The sequence below is a fragment of the Thermanaerothrix solaris genome, from assembly GCF_032334255.1.
Classification (GTDB): Bacteria; Chloroflexota; Anaerolineae; order Anaerolineales; family Anaerolineaceae; genus Thermanaerothrix; species Thermanaerothrix solaris.
Genome location: NZ_JAUHMF010000002.1, coordinates 321,701 through 338,379, shown reverse-complemented (window position 1 = coordinate 338,379; position 16,679 = coordinate 321,701). Strand labels below are relative to the sequence as shown.

11 protein-coding genes are annotated in these 16,679 nt (G+C 55.6%); 4 read left to right on the top strand and 7 right to left on the bottom strand.

Annotated features, from left to right (window positions below; all coding sequences use genetic code 11):
- The first annotated feature begins 7 nt into the window (after nucleotides 1–7).
- Nucleotides 8–2,044 carry a hypothetical protein gene (locus tag QYE77_RS09695; protein WP_315625202.1) on the top strand — a complete coding sequence of 679 codons (2,037 nt, stop codon included), beginning with the start codon at nucleotides 8–10 and terminating at the stop codon, nucleotides 2,042–2,044.
- Complete coding sequence (locus tag QYE77_RS09690; protein WP_315625201.1) at nucleotides 2,041–3,612, top strand: phospholipid carrier-dependent glycosyltransferase; 1,572 nt, start codon at nucleotides 2,041–2,043, stop codon at nucleotides 3,610–3,612. Before QYE77_RS09695 ends, QYE77_RS09690 begins: the two co-directional genes overlap by 4 nt.
- On the opposite strand, the gene QYE77_RS09685 is transcribed toward QYE77_RS09690, so the two are convergent.
- From QYE77_RS09685 to fadR, 7 genes are all read right to left on the bottom strand, one after another.
- Nucleotides 3,597–5,408, bottom strand: coding sequence for an ATP-binding protein (locus tag QYE77_RS09685; RefSeq protein WP_315625200.1), 1,812 nt, complete (start codon nucleotides 5,406–5,408; stop codon nucleotides 3,597–3,599). The genes QYE77_RS09690 and QYE77_RS09685 overlap by 16 nt on opposite strands.
- 2 nt (nucleotides 5,409–5,410) lie before the next feature.
- Nucleotides 5,411–6,562, bottom strand: coding sequence for a DNA double-strand break repair nuclease NurA (locus tag QYE77_RS09680; RefSeq protein ID WP_315625199.1), 1,152 nt, complete (start codon nucleotides 6,560–6,562; stop codon nucleotides 5,411–5,413).
- Nucleotides 6,559–7,707: a Druantia anti-phage system protein DruA gene (locus tag QYE77_RS09675; RefSeq protein ID WP_315625198.1), complete on the bottom strand. Its 1,149-nt coding sequence runs from the start codon at nucleotides 7,705–7,707 to the stop codon at nucleotides 6,559–6,561. Before QYE77_RS09675 ends, QYE77_RS09680 begins: the two co-directional genes overlap by 4 nt.
- 129 nt (nucleotides 7,708–7,836) lie before the next feature.
- Nucleotides 7,837–9,384 carry an FGGY-family carbohydrate kinase gene (locus QYE77_RS09670; RefSeq protein ID WP_315625197.1) on the bottom strand — a complete coding sequence of 516 codons (1,548 nt, stop codon included), beginning with the start codon at nucleotides 9,382–9,384 and terminating at the stop codon, nucleotides 7,837–7,839.
- A 10-nt stretch (nucleotides 9,385–9,394) separates the two neighbouring features.
- Complete coding sequence (locus QYE77_RS09665) at nucleotides 9,395–11,128, bottom strand: FAD-binding oxidoreductase (RefSeq protein ID WP_315625196.1); 1,734 nt, start codon at nucleotides 11,126–11,128, stop codon at nucleotides 9,395–9,397.
- Nucleotides 11,129–11,146: 18 nt separating this feature from the next.
- Nucleotides 11,147–12,736, bottom strand: a complete 1,590-nt coding sequence (locus QYE77_RS09660) for a glycerol-3-phosphate dehydrogenase/oxidase (protein ID WP_315625195.1) — start codon at nucleotides 12,734–12,736, stop codon at nucleotides 11,147–11,149.
- A gap of 47 nt (nucleotides 12,737–12,783) precedes the next feature.
- A complete protein-coding gene (gene fadR / locus QYE77_RS09655) occupies nucleotides 12,784–13,494 on the bottom strand; it encodes a fatty acid metabolism transcriptional regulator FadR (protein WP_315625194.1) in 711 nt (236 codons plus the stop codon).
- A 122-nt stretch (nucleotides 13,495–13,616) separates the two neighbouring features.
- Here fadR and QYE77_RS09650 point away from each other — a divergent pair, with 122 nt between their 5' ends.
- Nucleotides 13,617–14,597 (top strand): glycosyltransferase family 2 protein, encoded by a 981-nt coding sequence (locus tag QYE77_RS09650; RefSeq protein ID WP_315625193.1) that lies wholly within the window; start codon nucleotides 13,617–13,619, stop codon nucleotides 14,595–14,597.
- Between the two features lie 4 nt (nucleotides 14,598–14,601).
- Complete coding sequence (locus QYE77_RS09645; protein ID WP_315625192.1) at nucleotides 14,602–16,635, top strand: tetratricopeptide repeat protein; 2,034 nt, start codon at nucleotides 14,602–14,604, stop codon at nucleotides 16,633–16,635.
- The last annotated feature ends 44 nt before the right edge of the window (nucleotides 16,636–16,679 follow it).

Genomic DNA, 16,679 nt, shown 5'->3' with positions numbered 1-16,679 from the left:
GACGTTGATGAATAAACTACCCAACCCTCCTTTGTCCCAACGCGATCCAGCACAACGCTGGTTATGGATTTTCGTTTTGTTCAATTTACTCATAGCCCTGTTCATCTTTGACGACTATGGTTTCGCCTGGGATGAGCCGCTGTTTTATGCCTACGGGGATGCTGTAGATTATGCCTATTCCATCGCTGCGCGTTTGAGCGGGGATTTTGACCTAGAGCGCGCCTATGGCCCGAGCGCAACCGATCACAAATATTACGGCCCGGCTTACCTGCTCCTGGGGCGCCCGCTCATAGACATCCTGCGCGCACTGCCCACCCCGGGCGTGCATCGCGATGAGTGGTGGCACCTGGTCAATTTCCTCACCTTTCAGATCGGCGTTATCGGCTTTTATTTCCTGGCGCGGCGCTGGATGAGCGGATGGGCGGCCCTGGGAGCCGCGGTGCTCTTCGCCACCCAACCGGTTCTATGGGGGCATGGATTCATCAACCCTAAAGATATGCCTTTCATGGTCTTCTTCATTCTAACCATTAACGCCGGCTTGAACTGGGTGGATCGGCTGGTAGCATCTTCATCGCCACCCCTGGCAGAGATATCACCTGAAACCGCGTCACCCCAACGGCGGCTGACAGCCTGGCACGCCGCCATGCTGGTGATTGCAACCTGTCTTGCTGCCACTTATCTCCTGGCAGGGTGGCTCCATCAATGGCTGCGCGAAGTGATTACCACGGCTTATTACGCCGAACCGACAACGCTGTTGGGGCGATTGTTCCTCACCATTGCAGCGCGGGCACCTGAAACCCCACCCGAAGCCTATATCAACAAAGCCTGGGTGCTCTTTGTGCGCCTGCGGACGGTGCTCACGGTGCTGATCACGCCGCTTTTCATCCACACCTTTTTGAGCCTGATCTGGCCGGCGGAGATGAAACGCCTGAGTTCGGAAGTGCGCGCCCGCTTAACCCCACTACCCCGCTGGCCGCGGTGGCAAGACCCTGGTGCCTCGTCAACCGAAAAGCGCCATGTTTTCCTTTGGCTGGGGTTGGGGGCGGTATTGCTGGGACTTCTCACCTCGATTCGCGTCCTGGGGCCGTTAGCCGGGGCGCTGGTCGGGCTTTATTTTTTACTCCAACCCTACCCCCGTTCGTGGAAACCCTTGCTCCTTTATGCGGTGATCGCAGCGGTGGTAACTTATTTCACCTGGCCCTTCCTCTGGGATAACCCTATCGCCCGCCTGATTGAAGTGGCACGCCACATGGCCAATAACCCCCACATTCTGCCGGTGCTCTTTAACGGCCAGGTTTATCCCTCTAATCAATTGCCTCGCAGTTATCTACCTACCCTTCTGGAACTCACGTTGACCGAACCAGTATGGCCGCTGGTAGCGCTTGGCATTGGAGTGGGCGGGGTACGCCTTTGGCACCGCCGATTGGAGTGGCGTTCCTTCGCATTGGTCTGTCTCTGGCTCATCCTGCCTCTGGGCTATGTCCTGCTCCGCCGCCCGCCCATGTATGATGGCTATCGCCACTTTCTTTTCCTGGTGCCACCGCTCTTCCTTCTGGCCGGCCTGGGTCTGGATGCCTTATTAACCTGGCTGCACCCTCGCTGGCTACGCTTAGGGCTGAGCCTGTTAATTCTTGCTCCGGGTATATTCGCTCTGGTTCGGCTACACCCTTACCAGTACACCTATTACAATACCTTTATTGGCGGCACCGGTGGCGCATTTCGACGTTTTGAAACCGATTACTGGCTGACCTGTTACAAAGAGACGATGCATTTGATCAACCAGGAAGCCCAAAACCATCCTGTGACCGTGTTTGCCTTACGCCAACCCCAGATTGCGCGCCGCTACGCCGCTGCCAATGTTACTGTGGAGGGTTTTGACCCGGCGAATGACACGACGTACCCGGGTAGCCTGCTCCTGCTCATTACCCGCTATAACCAGGACTTAAGCCACCACCCTAATGACCCGGTGCGTTTTACGGTTGGGCGGGCTGGCGCGCTATTCTGTGTGGTTAAAACGGTGCAGGGAGGCCCAATTTCCCCATGAAACAACGCGCGTGGGAACGTAACGATATCTTCATTGCTGCACTAATCGTGCTCGGTTTGATCGGGGGCTGGCTGGTGGTGACGGCTACCCCTTATGGCATGGGACTGGTCAACGACTCAGCCGTGTATATTGGAGGTGCGCGTCATTTGCTCGCTGGGCAGGGGTATATGCGCCTTTCCGGTGATATGGGGCTCAAACCGATCACCCATTTTCCGCCTCTCTTTTCACTCGCACTGATGTTAACGTCCCTGATCACCCGCACCGACCCCTTGCAGGCGGCGCGCCTCTTACTCCCTCTGCTTTTCGGTTTTAACATTGTGCTTTTGGGGTTCTGGGTGCGCCTGTTGAGCCGACGCAACGATTTGGGGCTGCTGGCCGCTGCGCTGTGGGCGTTCTCGGACTGGGGTCTGAATCTCCACATTTATATGTTGAGCGAACCGCTCTTTTTCACCTTTTTATTGTTGGCTTTGATCACCTGGCACCTCTCTCGTCGTTCATCTCAGTCCCCCTGGGCTGTGCTCAACGGCTTAGCCACCGGTTTAGCCTACCTGACGCGCTATGCCGGCGCGGCCTTGCTGGCAACGTTCGGTTTATTGTGGATCGGGCAGGCTGTACGAGACCGACGCTGGAATAACCTGGGGCGATGGTTACTGGGCGCCTTGCCGTTACCAGCGCTCTGGACGCTTTACACCTGGCAGGTGGGTGAAACGGTGGGCAACCGGCAGATCGCCTGGCATCCAATCAGCCTGGAATCCTTACGGCACGGTCTTCAGAACAGTCTGAACGCTTTTGCGCCAGACTGGCTGATCCGCCTGTTTCCACCTTTAGGGAGCGTCTTTTCGGCGCTGGGGTTGTTGGCATGTGTGCTAATCATCATCGCCGCAAGTCTCGGGCTTCGACAATTGTGGAAAGCCTCGCCAGAAGTTGCTTTACCACCCTGGCTGGCACCGGCGCTGTTTGTCCTCATTTACTGGCTGTTTCTCATTGTCTCGGTGAGCCTGTGGGATGCCAGCATCCCGATCAATGATCGCATCCTCTCTCCGGTCTATCTGATGTTTTTGGCGCTGGGGGTCACTGGTGTGGGCCGGGCTTTGACCTCTCCACACCAGGTAGCGCGTCGGATTGCCCTGGTCGGGTTAATCCTCTGGATGCCGTTGTTGGTATGGGATGGAATCACTACCGCCCAAATGTTGCGCCAGGAAGGCCAGGGTTTTGCCCACCGCGGAGTACAAACGACACGTTTATGGTCTGTGCTCCAGGATTTACCCCCGCAGATGTACATTTACAGTGATCGCCCGGCCATTATTCACATTTATGCCAGGCGCTCCTGTTTGCCTCTCCCCACCCCCATAGACCCGGTACAGGATCAGCCCCGCGCGGACTATGCCCCCGACCTGGCCGAGATGAAAGCGCGCATCCAGGCCGGTCAGGCCGTGCTGGTGTTATTCGATCTGCACCGCAGCGGCGACCCGGACCGACTGGCCGAGGCTACTGCCGGCCTGGGCGAGCCGCAAGAAGTGGATTTTGTGTGGGTGTGGGGGAGAATAAACATTCAGGAGTCCAGGTGATTAACTTTGAGAAATTCCTCAACTGTGTTAAACGCATTGAAGAAAAGCGGAGTACCAGCAAAGGAAAGGGGCGAAACTGGGCCAGTGGTCATAAACGAGTATTCTCGCGAGGTAGAATCGAAAGATGAGTGAGGATCACGGAAAAGCTGATAAAGATCCAGAGCTTTGCTACGCCCACCCACTAATTCACTTAGGGCTTTAAATTCTGCTCCCATGCTTAGCCCAAAACCAAAGAAGAATATTCTTAGTTGATCAAGAATCTCTCGATGCAGACTTGATAAGGTCTGACTAATAAACAACCAGCCCACCCCATATTTTCGAGTAGTGCGAGCAGCATCAATCAATATACCGCGAATAGCCTTCTTCTCATCATTCTCAGGTTCTTCACGCGGAGCTAAGCGATGGGCCTCGTCTATTAATACCAGTGTATTAAGTGTGCGTCCCTTTTTATATGCAATTTCTGCGGCTGTACGAATTCCTTCCAATAATCGTCGGATAACCAATGCTTGAATCATTTCGTTCCAAAATAATGGCGTTTCTTGAGGCTGAGTCTGACCCCCAAAAAGAGGAAGCGCGTTTATGCTATTTGTGGCCTGAGTCACCTGTTCGATAGAGAGGTCAATTATCACAAGCGGCCGCTGAGCCTGATCCGGGTCGAACATATTGGTCAGTAACTGCTCTACTTTTTTCGCATCCCGCCGATCTTCGCGAAACAGCTGTGTAACGGGAAGCCAATAGTTCGCAAAGAAGAAATCGGGATCTGCTTGGTCATACATAGACTGAAATCGTGCTCTTGGCCCATCCGCGCGATAAAATACCTTTTGTACATTTTCATCGCCGAGCAACTCCCAAGCACGCTCAAAGGCTTGACGGGTATGAAGATCTCTTAGCATAACCTTGGCACGCTGTAAGCGATCAGCCAATGTGTTTGCTGCTAACTGCCGATTTTCCCCTTTTGGAATACTCAACTGCTCAAAGAAAGGTGACTCATAAAGAATTTGGGCAAAAAGTTCCCATCGATCTAGCACCAGGTCTCTTACACCATGTACCTGGACCGGTTTCCTAAGCCCACTTAGGATTTTCTGCATTGGTAACCGAAACTCACCCGGCACTGTCTCGCCTCTGGCCTCTTTAGAAAATTCACCCTGCGGATCAATGACCAGAAGAGCCATCATAGGATAACGGGCGTACGCTAGCAAGATCATCTTAGCGAGCACCGACTTACCAGAACCAGTTTTCCCAAAGATTCCCAAGTGATAAGCTTCGCCTGCACCCTCAGGTCCACTATCAAAATGTTTAAACCACAAGGGGAGTAAAGGGGTTGAGCCATAGACATGCCCCAAATAAAACAACTGGTCACGATAGAGCGACAATAATTCTTGAATAACTGTATCGTTGGCAAGATACACTGGGGTGCCTGTGCTAGGTACGGTACCCAAAATGCTGGGGCGATAACTATAATTAGAGCTGGTTGAAAATACAGCGCTAATCACCATTTCTCCCAAATGGGTATCCTGACGTTCACTCACGGCATCAATACGCCCTCGTTGACGTACCAAGCTACGCATTGTAGGGTCTTCATGCCAAACATTGCGCAACTTGATTTCAGTGATTTGTCCCAAGGCATAATGTGCTTGACCATCTTGAACATAGCGAAAGAAGGCCAATTCACCTACCAACTTCTTAGCGGCAGCGGTACCCAGAATATCCAGGGTCAATTCAGAAGTAGAGGAAGGGGAGCCAATCACACCAATACGTTCGGCCTGATTAACCAAGTGATCAATAGTATCTTTCATGATCAAACCCCCGATTCAGTACGATATCCATGAAGGCCTAAGAAGACCTCCTCGATTTTTCCAGGATAAGTTTCGGCAATATGCTGGCTGATAATTTGACGCAGGGCTGGTATAGAACTCGAAAGTTGCTTTACCATTCGGTCCGCCAGATAAAGTGGATAAGGCTCCATAATTGCAGGAGCACTACTTTGGAAGTAAATTGCTTGCATTGCAAGCGCCAAACGATAGGGATTCTCAGCTACACTGCGACTCATCTCAATGCGCAAAGCAGGCATCCATGAATAAGGACGGTAATACACAACTTGCAGGTTATAAAGGGCCTCAGTGACATGTGATACAGTTTGTTCTAGAGACGATTTGTTCCGATCGTTAAGGCCCTCTATGTTTAAGTGCCAGGGTTGACTTGGATTTTGAAGAGGAGTTGGAAAGGTCAGTTCACCTGGTTCGAGAATAAAAGAGAGTAGAGCTCGATCATCATGATTAGTTGACCATTTTAGACGAGAGGCAATTTCTCTCCGTGTAGTATATTTTGGGATAGCCAGCCATAGATGATCTGATCGGGAAGACGTAAGAATCGTAGCGTAGGCTTCCAGGAATTCAAGCATATGATCATTCAAGAATAAAGAAGTACGCAAATGTGGGACTTCTAGCCTTTTGTTCAGCGCTTGGTTAAAGTAGATCAATGGTGTGGTCAACGAACCGTCTAAAAGAACTACGTCATGAGGTGCTTGGGCAGCTAAGATCAGTTCCAGGCCCATCATAATCGCACGTAGCAAAGTTCCAGTTTCACTTTCATGGGGTTCAATCTCTATCCACACCTTGTGATGAGGGAATGGCCAATGCCGAGTCTCAGAAGGAGGTGTTAATCCTTCCACACCAAGCGCTGCAACGACGGCTAAATCATTGGCCAGCAAACGTTCCAGAGCATAGGAGCCATCTATCCCACTAGTAGTAGGAATCTCACCAATAGGAAGACTCGAAACGTGACCCAGGATACTTTCCCTACGAAGTTCCTCGCGCCACCGTACACGTCGGTTTTGAATCTGGTAAAACTCGTCTCCAAGCTCTTTACTCAAGGCTTGCGTATAATTAAGTAACTCCTCAACGAGTGCACCCGGAAGTTCTGCAAAAGGACGTTCGGGGGCTTCCATCATTGGATCTCTCCAGTGGCGGGATCAAGTAACAATAATGGTTTCAATTCCTCTCGACTCCAAGTATGCCATCCATTCACCCGCTCAGCTCGCGGCAATAACCATCGTTCTCGCCACCACCTGACTAGCGTTTCAAAAGGTAGGTCTCGGTATAGGGGGGTGAAAGTACGTCCCTCCATATAATCCTGAAGATTGTCGATGAGGGGGAACAAAAAGGCTTCACGCTTGATCCCATGACGAAGCAAATCTCCGGGTAAATTCAATCGGGCGAGGGCACGCACCATCGTTTGCCACTTCCGGCGCGGGCCAGTGCCAAATCCTCCCCGCGTTGAGATCCCTTGACTCTCAAGAAGTGAGCGAAATAAGGGATAAAACATCATTAGATGAAAACTACCATAGCCCTCCGTGTAACCCAAGGGTTCCGCGATCCACATATCTCGATATTTCAAGCGGTTGTAGAGGCTGCTACGACCAAACGCACTGGTAGTTGTAAGGGCTACCAAATGGGAAGGCAACAGACGTTTCTCTATCTCGGTTGTGCGATAGGCGTATTTTCGTCGATAGGCCTCACGCACTTCATTGGATGCTGCCGCTAGCGCGATAAGTTTTCCTCCCAGAAGACGGCTGTAAGGCGGTACAGCGCCAAGCGTTTGGATGTCCATGGTCTGATTCACAAGTTCAGTCTTCCTGCCCGGTGGATATCGAAACCGGCGATCTCGGGCAGGGAAACTGAGCGGTGGCGATTGAAGGGCTAGAATTCCGATCAATTTACCATTACTCTTATCCATGACTAGGAACCGCAACCGTCGCCCGTAGCCTTTAGAGAAAGGGAGAGACCACAATAAACGTGCAACGCGAAACAAATTTTGCTGCCAAGTTGACTCAACCTCGATTAGAACGGGTTTAATTTTCTCTGGTATTACTTCGGTTCCTTCTGCAAAAAAGGCGGCCACACGAGGCCATACGCGTTGTAGCCAGATTTGATGAGTCTGGAGTTCCATTTGACGCGCGGGCAAATGAAGCTGCCGTAGAAAGTCTTTATTTTCTTCAATCGGGGCATGTAAACGCCCCTCTTCATCAATGGTAAACCCCATCTCCTGAAGAGATCGTAGAATATGATCTTTCAACGCATTATGTTCTGTGTCCATACATAAGGCTTTGCTTTGTTAGGGTAATTCCCCTTGCTTCTTATCTCTAAATAAAAGAGTGCCGGATGGTTGTTATTGACTATATAGTACACTACCTCATACAAGGAATCAAGCATAACGCCTTGGCGACTAGGCCTCTATCCTCTCCATCTCCGCATAGAGGGGGCGCAGGCGATCGTAAAGGCGGCAATAAATCCGATGGTAAAGATCATTATAGCGCCGATGATGCTCGGGAACGGGTTCAAAGCGCTTGCCCGGCCGGGTCATCGTCTGCACGGCGGTGGCGAAATCGGGGTGTAAACCCAGCCCTACCGCTACCACCATAGCCGCTCCCAGCCCCGAGGCTTCATAGACGTGAGGACGCGCTGCCGGCAGGCCAAAAATATCCGCCGTCAGTTGCATGGCGGCTTCGCTCTGGCTACCGCCCCCTGCCACGCGCAACTCGCGAATGGGTACCCGCGTTCGCCGCACAATCCGCTCGCTCCCCTCGCGCAGGGCATAGGCCACCCCTTCCAGAATGGCCCGATACAGATGCGCCCGCGTATGCATGTCGCGAAAACCGATCACCGCCCCACGCGCCTCAGGGCCGGGTTCTTTGAGCCCCGGTGACCAGTAAGGCTGCAAGATCAACCCATCCGAGCCGGGCGGCACCGCATTGACCAGGCGATCAAACAGCATCTCGGGCTCTTGCCCTTGCGCCTGGGCCTGGGCTTCTTCCGGTTGGCCAAACTGCTGGCGGAACCAGCTCACCATCCAGTAACCGCGATAGACCTGGACTTCCAGGCTGTAAGCACCCGGCACCGCCGAAGGGTAAGGGGGGATAAGTGGTGTTACTTCGAGATACCGCTGCGACGTGACGTTGATTGTGGCGGTGGTCCCATAACTCAGGCAGGCCAGATCCGGCGTCAGGCAGCCGCTTCCCAGCACTTCACAGGCTTTATCTGCTGCAGTAGCGATCAGGGGCAGCCCGGCCGGGATACCCGTCGCCGTGGCGGCTTCAGGCGTAATATGGCCGAGCACCTCGCCGGGGTGGCGCAATGGGGGCAGAGCCTCACGTGGCAGGGGCACCACCTGCCATTTCCAATCCCATGCCGCGGCCCAAGCCTGCTTCTTATAATCAAAAGGCAAATAGCCCACCTGACAACCGGTCGAATCCACCAGATCCCCCACCAGACGGTAGGTCAGGTAACCCGAGAGCAACACGTACTTGTGAGTTTGGGCCCAAATTTCGGGCTGATGGGTGCGAATCCACGAGGCCTCAGCCTCGGCTTGAAGATACCTGACCGTGGCAGTCATCCCACTGAGGCGAAAGGCCAATCCCCACAGCCCGCCAATAGGCTTAAGCCCCTGCGTGCGCCGCTGGTCCATCCACACAATGGCCGGACGTAATGGACGCAGATTACGATCCAGGTTGAGCACCGTGGCACGCTGGGTCGTCAGTCCTACCCCACGAATACGCGTCTTATCCACACCTGGCTGCTGCCACAACTTCTGACAAGCCGCACATATCGCCTGCCAGAAGACCTCAGGATCTTGCTCGGCCCAGCCCGGCGCGACCGAATAATAGGGCTCAATCTTTTGCTGCCCTTTGGCGAGCAAGTTACCCTGCAAATCGAATAACAAGGCACGGGCGCTTTGGGTGCCCATGTCAATCGCTAAGATGGTAGGTTCGCTCATGGTGACCTCGCTAGACCTTACCCCAACGTTTTTCGGCTTGCTCCGGGATCATATCCAGACCCAGCGTACCCCCGGGATTGAGAATATGGTGGGGGTCGAAGTAATCCTTCAGAGCCTGTAAAACCCCCCGGCTCGTGGCATCCAGTTGCTCCATCAGCCAGGGTGCGGTTTGCTTGCCCACCCCATGGTGATGACTAACGGCCGCCCCACTGGTGCGAATGGCTTCAATCAGGGCATATTGTACATCGAGATAGTCGCTAATGGAGGTAAAGGGCAGGATGAAGATGAAATACAGGTTAGCCCCTTGCGGATAAACGTGCGAGATGTGGGTCATAACCAGTGGTACGCCGCAGTTTCGGGCTGTTGTGCGCACTTCCTGATAGATAACCGGGAGTTGCCCCCAGGTGCCGGCGCATTCCAGAGTGTCAATGATGACCCCGAAATCCAACAAATCCTCGCGTAAGTAAGGATCGCGAAATCGCTCGCGTTCCCAGCGTTGGGTAATTGGTAGCAGGCTGAGGTTCAGACCCCCATGATCCCCACAAACGGCCCGAATATGCCGCTGCAGGTTGGCCGTAAAACCACGCTCCCCATCACACGAGCCGATCAGCAAACACCGTTCCCAAGGACGGTACCCCAGGCGGGTCAAAAAGCCATCCACCGGCGTGCCGGCCAGGCCGTACATGTGCATGGCTACTTCGGTCTCATCCCCATCCGAAAGGCGAAAGATTGAGGGGGCGCCGGCTTCGGATTGCAGAATCTCCCGCATGGCTGCCTGCCCCTGCTCCCAAGATTTGAAGAAGAAGGCGAAGCGGCGGGTGTTCTCGGGCTGATAGCGAAAAACGCGCAGGGTCGCGTTCAACAGCACCCCATACGCCCCTTCGCTTCCGATCATGATCTGATCCAGATCCGGGCCGATGGCAGCGCGAGGATAAGGGGGTGTCTTCAAACGTCCCACCGGGGTCGCATAATCCTGTGCCAGCACCAGGTCTTCAATCTTGCCGTAATAGGTCGAATTCTGCCCGGCAGAGCGGGTGACCACCCATCCCCCCAGGCTGGAATACTCAAACGATTGTGGAAAATGCCCACACGTATAGCGGCGCTTCGCTCCAAAGCGCTGTGGTGCCTCATTGAGCGCTTTCTCCAAGTCCGGCCCGCGAATGCCCGCCTCTGCCGTGACGGTCTGATCCGTCTCATTGAAGTCTAAAATGCGATTTAAATGACGGCTTAAGTCCAGGGTGATCCCCCCTTGCACCGCCTCGCGCCCGCGAGTAACGGTCGAACCGCCGCCATAGACATAAAGCGGAATGCGATGGGAATGGCAATAGGCCACCACGGCCTGAACGTCTTCCGCCGTGCGCGGCGCCAACACCGCAGCCGGCAGGTTTTCTAGGATGCCCAAGCGCAAACGCAACTGATCCACCATGCCCGCGCCATAGGATGCCCGCACCCGGCTGAAGGTATCGCATCGCAGATTTTCGGCTCCAACCATGTCGGCCAGGGCCCTGAGATGATGTTCTGCGAACGAAGGGGGTGGCAGTTCCGGCACCGGCTCCAAACCAAGCCATTGGGGCGAGGGATCGGTTTTCAGGCGAACGCCCAGGCGTTCCTGCAAAAGACGGATCAGACCCGCATTGGGGTGTTTAAAGGTGTGCGGGTCACCCCACTTGAAAATGGCACGAAATGACCCCGGTGGGGGTGGCGTTTCAATCCAGCGTGGGGTAGAGCCAGAGACAGGGCACATAAGCAACCTCCTGAGACGTTATCCAGTGGGGGATGGACTGTAAAAACGCCGCCAGATCCCGCGGTAGGCATGGACCTCTGCTTCCCAGCGCGCATCCTCCCAGCCCAATTCAGGTTGGATCAGGCTGCGGAGAACATCAAGATGATCCAAACCGCCGTTGGGCAACAACAACCCCAAGCGCACGCGCCGCAGCAGCAAGTCGTCCAAATGAACAACCCCCTCATGCCGTGCGGCCCAGCGCACCTCCGCCCACAGATTGGGCAGGGTGGGAATGGGATGCAGTTCGTCTGCCGGCATCTCGTCCAAAAACCGCAGGATCTCCGGCCCAAGCCGCCCGGCCAGGTAAGCCAGCGTTTCAAAGTCCAGGTCCGGCGCCGGAGCTTCCAACGGGACGGGAGAGAAAAACGCCTTCGCCCCGTGGGGTTTCGCGGGCAGGCTTAGATAACCCGCTGCTGCGCGCAAGGTGTCGTACGCCATGCGGCGGAAGGTGGTCAACTTGCCCCCGGTGATGGTAATCAGTCCGTGCTCATCCCACACACTATGAGCACGGGATTCTTTGGAAGGATGCTCGGCGCCACTCCGAATGATCGGGCGCAAGCCGGCGAACGTGGCCAGGATGTCCTGTGCCCCGGCCTCCACGCGTGGGAAAATGATACGCAAGGCTTCCAACAGGTAATCTATCTCTTCCGCCGTGGCGAAAGGTTCACGATCCTCCCACTCCGGCGGATGGTCGAGATCGGTGGTGCCTAGCAGCGTAACCCCCTCCCAGGGGATGGCAAACATGGCCCGGCGATCATGCGGGTGCAGCAGGGTTACGGCTTCGCTCAGCGGGAACCTGGCCCGCGGGAAGACTAAATGGCTGCCACGGGTACGGCGCAAGCGCGGAGTGCCCCCGACCTCGCGACGCAGGCTATCGGTCCACGGTCCGGTCGCGTTGATCACCACGCGCGCCCGCACCTCGACGGTACGTCCTTGTGGATCCGCCTCATCCCGCACAACGGCACCGCAGACCTGGCCGTTGGCCATACGTAAAAGTTCCACCGCACGCGCATACGAAAGCGCCATCGCACCCGCCTGAACCGCCTCGCGCAGCAGACGCAGCACCAGGCGCGCGTCATCTACCCGGGCATCACCGTAATACACCCCTCCCAGCAAGCCCTCCGGGTTAAGCCAGGGGCAACGCGTCAGCACCGCCTGGGGCGAAAGCGTCCCATGCTGCCAGCGCAACGCCATACCATCGTAAATGAGCACCCCGATTTGGAATTGCCGCAGCGAGGCGCGATAGTGCGGATAAACCGGTAGCACAAACGGCAGTGGCGTCACCAGGTTCGGGGCTGCGCGTAGCAACCACTCCCGCTCGCGCACGGATTCATAAGTCACATTGTACTGGCGGTTACGCAAATAGCGAAAGCCACCATGCACCAATTTGGACGAACGGCTCGAGGTGCCAAAAGAAAAATCACGGGCTTCAATCAGCACCGCCTGCAAACCAAAGAGCGTACACAAGCGCAACAGCCCGGCACCGGTCACCCCGCCCCCGATAATGAGAACATCCCAGGGGCGATCCAACGCCGACCAGACGGCATCGCGCCATCCGCGAGACCACATTGCAACCTCCTGAAGGATGAAATTGGGAATGAACGGAAAGAAATAGATCAGAGCAGGCTGTCGCCATTACTGGCAACGGCGTCCCACAAGCGGATGCTTTCCAGCATCACCGCCCGGGTAAGGGCTTCGGCGGCTTCGGGTTGATTCTGCAGTGCATACTGCCGTAATCCCTCGTAATACGCCCGGGAACGGGCGCGTGCTGCAGCATGGTTGAAATAGCGCCGTGCCATGGTCAAGTAGAGATCATGAAAGCCATTGAGGATGAGGGTAAAGACCGGATTGCCCGAAAGAACGGTGAGGGTGTGGTGCAATTGCCAATCTCCACTGGCAAAGGCTTCGGCTTCATCCGGCAAGGTGCACAAGCGAGTGAGGAGAGCCGCAACCTCCTCCCGGGCTCGCTCGAAGGCCAGGCGGCAATAGGCCGGGGCTAACAAAACGCGCACCTGTAACAGGTTAGGGATAAACGTAGGTGGGAGCGATTCGGGGTGATGGATCAACGCATTGAGGATATTAAGGTTGCCCTCGCGCCAGTAATCGCGCACGCGAGTGGGCCTGCCGTGATGGATTTCAAGCCAACCATCGCGGGCCAGGCGCTGCAAAGCCTCGCGCAGGGTGGGGCGGGTCACGCCCAAACGGGCGGCAAGGTCGCGCTCATTGGGTAATGTGCTGCCGGGGGGAAAGACGCCGCTAAGGATAGCTTCGATCAGACGATATTCGGCCAATTCTGCCGGGCGCGGGGGTGGGGGCGACCAATCCATGGGCACTCCAACAAGAGGTAAGAGGTCAGACCAGTTTTAGTATAGCAAATCTGGAATCGAAATACAAGTGGTTTTTTGATATACTTGAAAACGAAATCCCTTCACGTTTGACGGCCAAGGTTTTGGCATCCGAATTGGTTCCCCACCCTTCGCAAGTCGCCATCGTTATCCCGGTTTTTAACGAAGAAACCGTTGTAGCGGCTTTTCACCAGCGTTTACGCGCGGTCATTGATCCTCTCCCCTACTCATTTTCAATTTACTACATCAACGATGGTTCTACCGATGGCACTCAAGTGGTACTCGAAGCGCTGGTCGAGAGCGATTCCCGTGTTACCGTGGTGGAATTGAGCCGCAACTTCGGCCATCAGGCGGCATTGACCGCCGGGCTGGATCAGGCCGAAGCCGAGTGGGTGATCAGCATGGACGGTGACGGCGAACATCCGCCCGAACTCATCCCCGAAATGCTGGCGCTGGCTGCTCAGGGTTATGAGGTGGTGCTGGCCCAACGGCAGGAACCGCAACAGGCAGGCTGGTTCAAGCGCTGGACTTCAGAAGCGTTCTACCGCCTGATCAACCGTATCGCGTCCACGCCGATCCCGCCGGGGGTTTCAGATTTTCGCTTGCTCCAGCGCCGGGCGGTCGCAGCCTTGCGCCAGATGCGCGAATATCACCGCTTCCTGCGCGGCATGGTGGGCTGGATGGGCTTTCGCACCGTGATCCTACCCTACACACCGGCGCCCCGTCTGGGTGGTCATTCTCATTACTCCCTTCAGAAAATGCTGCGCCTGGCGTTCAATGCCATCTTCTCTTTTTCGTTAGTCCCTTTGTATATCGGTATTTCGCTGGGGGGTGTATTTCTCCTCCTGGCGCTTCTGGAAGCCCTCTACGTCCTAAGTTTCTGGCTGACCGGGCGCCAGGCCAGTTTAGCACCGGGCTGGTCATCGCTCATGTTCGTCCTGCTTTTTGTCGGCGGCTCGCTGATGATCATGCTGGGTATCATCGGCCTATATGTAGGCTATATCTTCCAGGAAGTCAAAGAACGCCCGATTTATCTGATCCGGCAGGTGATCTCCCACTCTCAATCTTCTCGTCAAAACTCATAAGCCCATGGTACGACGCAATCTAACCGCATGGCTTTCCCATTCGATCACCTTTCCATTAATCCTTTTTCTTCTGCTGGTTTTAGCCTATGGGCTTTTCTTACCCTGGCTGGGGTTTTACTGGGACGACCTGCCCATGCTGTGGATCGGCAAGACTTATGGTGCGGAAGGGCTAAAAGCTTATTTTGCCACCAAACGCCCCTTTTGGGGTTTGCTGTACCAGATCTCAATGACGTTCTTGGGCACGGCCCCTTGGCAATGGCAACTGTATGCCTTCTTCTGGCGTTGGCTAGCCGGGGTTATGCTGTGGCTGACCTTGCGCCAGGCTCGCCCCCAGCAACCCACTGAAGCCGCCTGGATCGCGCTGGCTTTCAGCCTTTATCCCGGCTTTGGTCAGCAGCCTATCAGCATTGTCTACAGCCATTTTTTCATCGTCCTCACCGCCTTCTTCGGCTCGTTGTACGCCTCGCTCCGGGCCATCCGCACACCCGCTCACCGCTGGTATTGGCACAGCCTGGGACTCATGCTGAGTGCTATCAACCTGCTCAGTATGGAGTATTTCTTCCTGCTCGACCTGCTGCGCCCGCTCTTGTTGATCCAAGCCCTCACCAGCACGGGCGCGCAACGCTGGCGCCACGCCCTGCGCCACAGCCTGCCATATCTCATCCTCTTTGTAGGCATCGGGCTCTGGCGAGCGTTTTTCTTCCCTTATCAAACCTACAATTACCAGCCCCATATCCTCACCGCTCTGGCCGCTCAACCTCTGACCGCTATTGGGCACGTGCTCACTCGGATCCTCAACGATAGCCTACGCGCAGGTTTGTGGGTATGGTTTTATCCCCTCCAGCGCCTCACGATGTTACCGACTGCCGGCCCACGCACGCTGATCTTTACCCTGGTTGCGCTTGCCGCTGCCCTGAGCCTCCTCTTTTTCATGGGACGGCGTACCTGGCGCCTAACGCCGCCCTCGGGATTTAGCCAGCGCTCGCAAGCCGCGCGCCCGTGGCTGGGGCTGGGAAGCGCGGGGTTACTATTGGCTGGTTGGCCCTTCTGGCTCACCGATTTACCGGTTCACTTTGGCTTTCCTTATGACCGGTTCACCCTGCCTTTCATGCTCGGCGCCGCCTGTCTTTTGGTGGGGCTAGTACGTTTGCTACCTGCCTCACTACCCACAGCCTTCCTGGTCGTCGCGTTAGGATTGGCTACCGCGGCTCAGACCCAAAACAGCGGCGATTGCCGCCGCGATTGGGAGGTACAGCGGGCCTTGTTTTGGCAAATGGCCTGGCGCATCCCAGCCCTCAAGCCCGGCACCACCATCGTGATGCAAGGGTTGCCGTTGCGCTATTACAGCGACAATTCGCTCACTGCCCCGCTCAACTGGATTTATGCCCCTGAAAACCCTACCTCGCGAATGGATTATCTACTGGTAGATCTGGACGTCCGTCGTTCGCATTGGGCCTTGCAATCCGGCATCGCCCACCAACCGGTGCAGGTGGACTATTTAGCCGCAATGTTTACCGGCAGCACCGATCAGGTCTTAGTGCTTTACTACCAACCTCCTGCCTGTCTGCGGGTCGTGGATCCTGTCTTGGAAGCCGATAACCTCTTCCTCCCTCCGCGCCTGCGCCACGTAGCAGCCCGATTAAGCGCTCCCAACCAAATCGAAATCGCGACGCCTGCACCCCGCTTACCCGCTTTTTACGCCCCTGAACCACCTCACGGCTGGTGCTATTATTACGAACAGGCTGATTTAGCCCGCCAGCGCCGAGACTGGGAAACCGTGGTTGCCCTGGCCGAAACTGCCTTCGCTCTGGGCGATTACCCCAACGACCCCGCCGAACGGTTACCGTTCATCGAGGGCTATGCCCACACCGGGCAATGGGAAGCTGCCCTAACCCAAAGCCTGGAAGCAGCGCGAGTGGCCCCGACCATGCATGGCGTGGTTTGCCGCCTGTGGGAGCGCTTGCTGCGCGAGACCCCAACCAGCCCACAACGAGAGCAGGCTCATGAAGCCCTGCGGCAGGAAATTCCTTGTCCCTGATTGGGCATAGCGGGCAAAATCGTCTATAATCACCCTCATGTGAC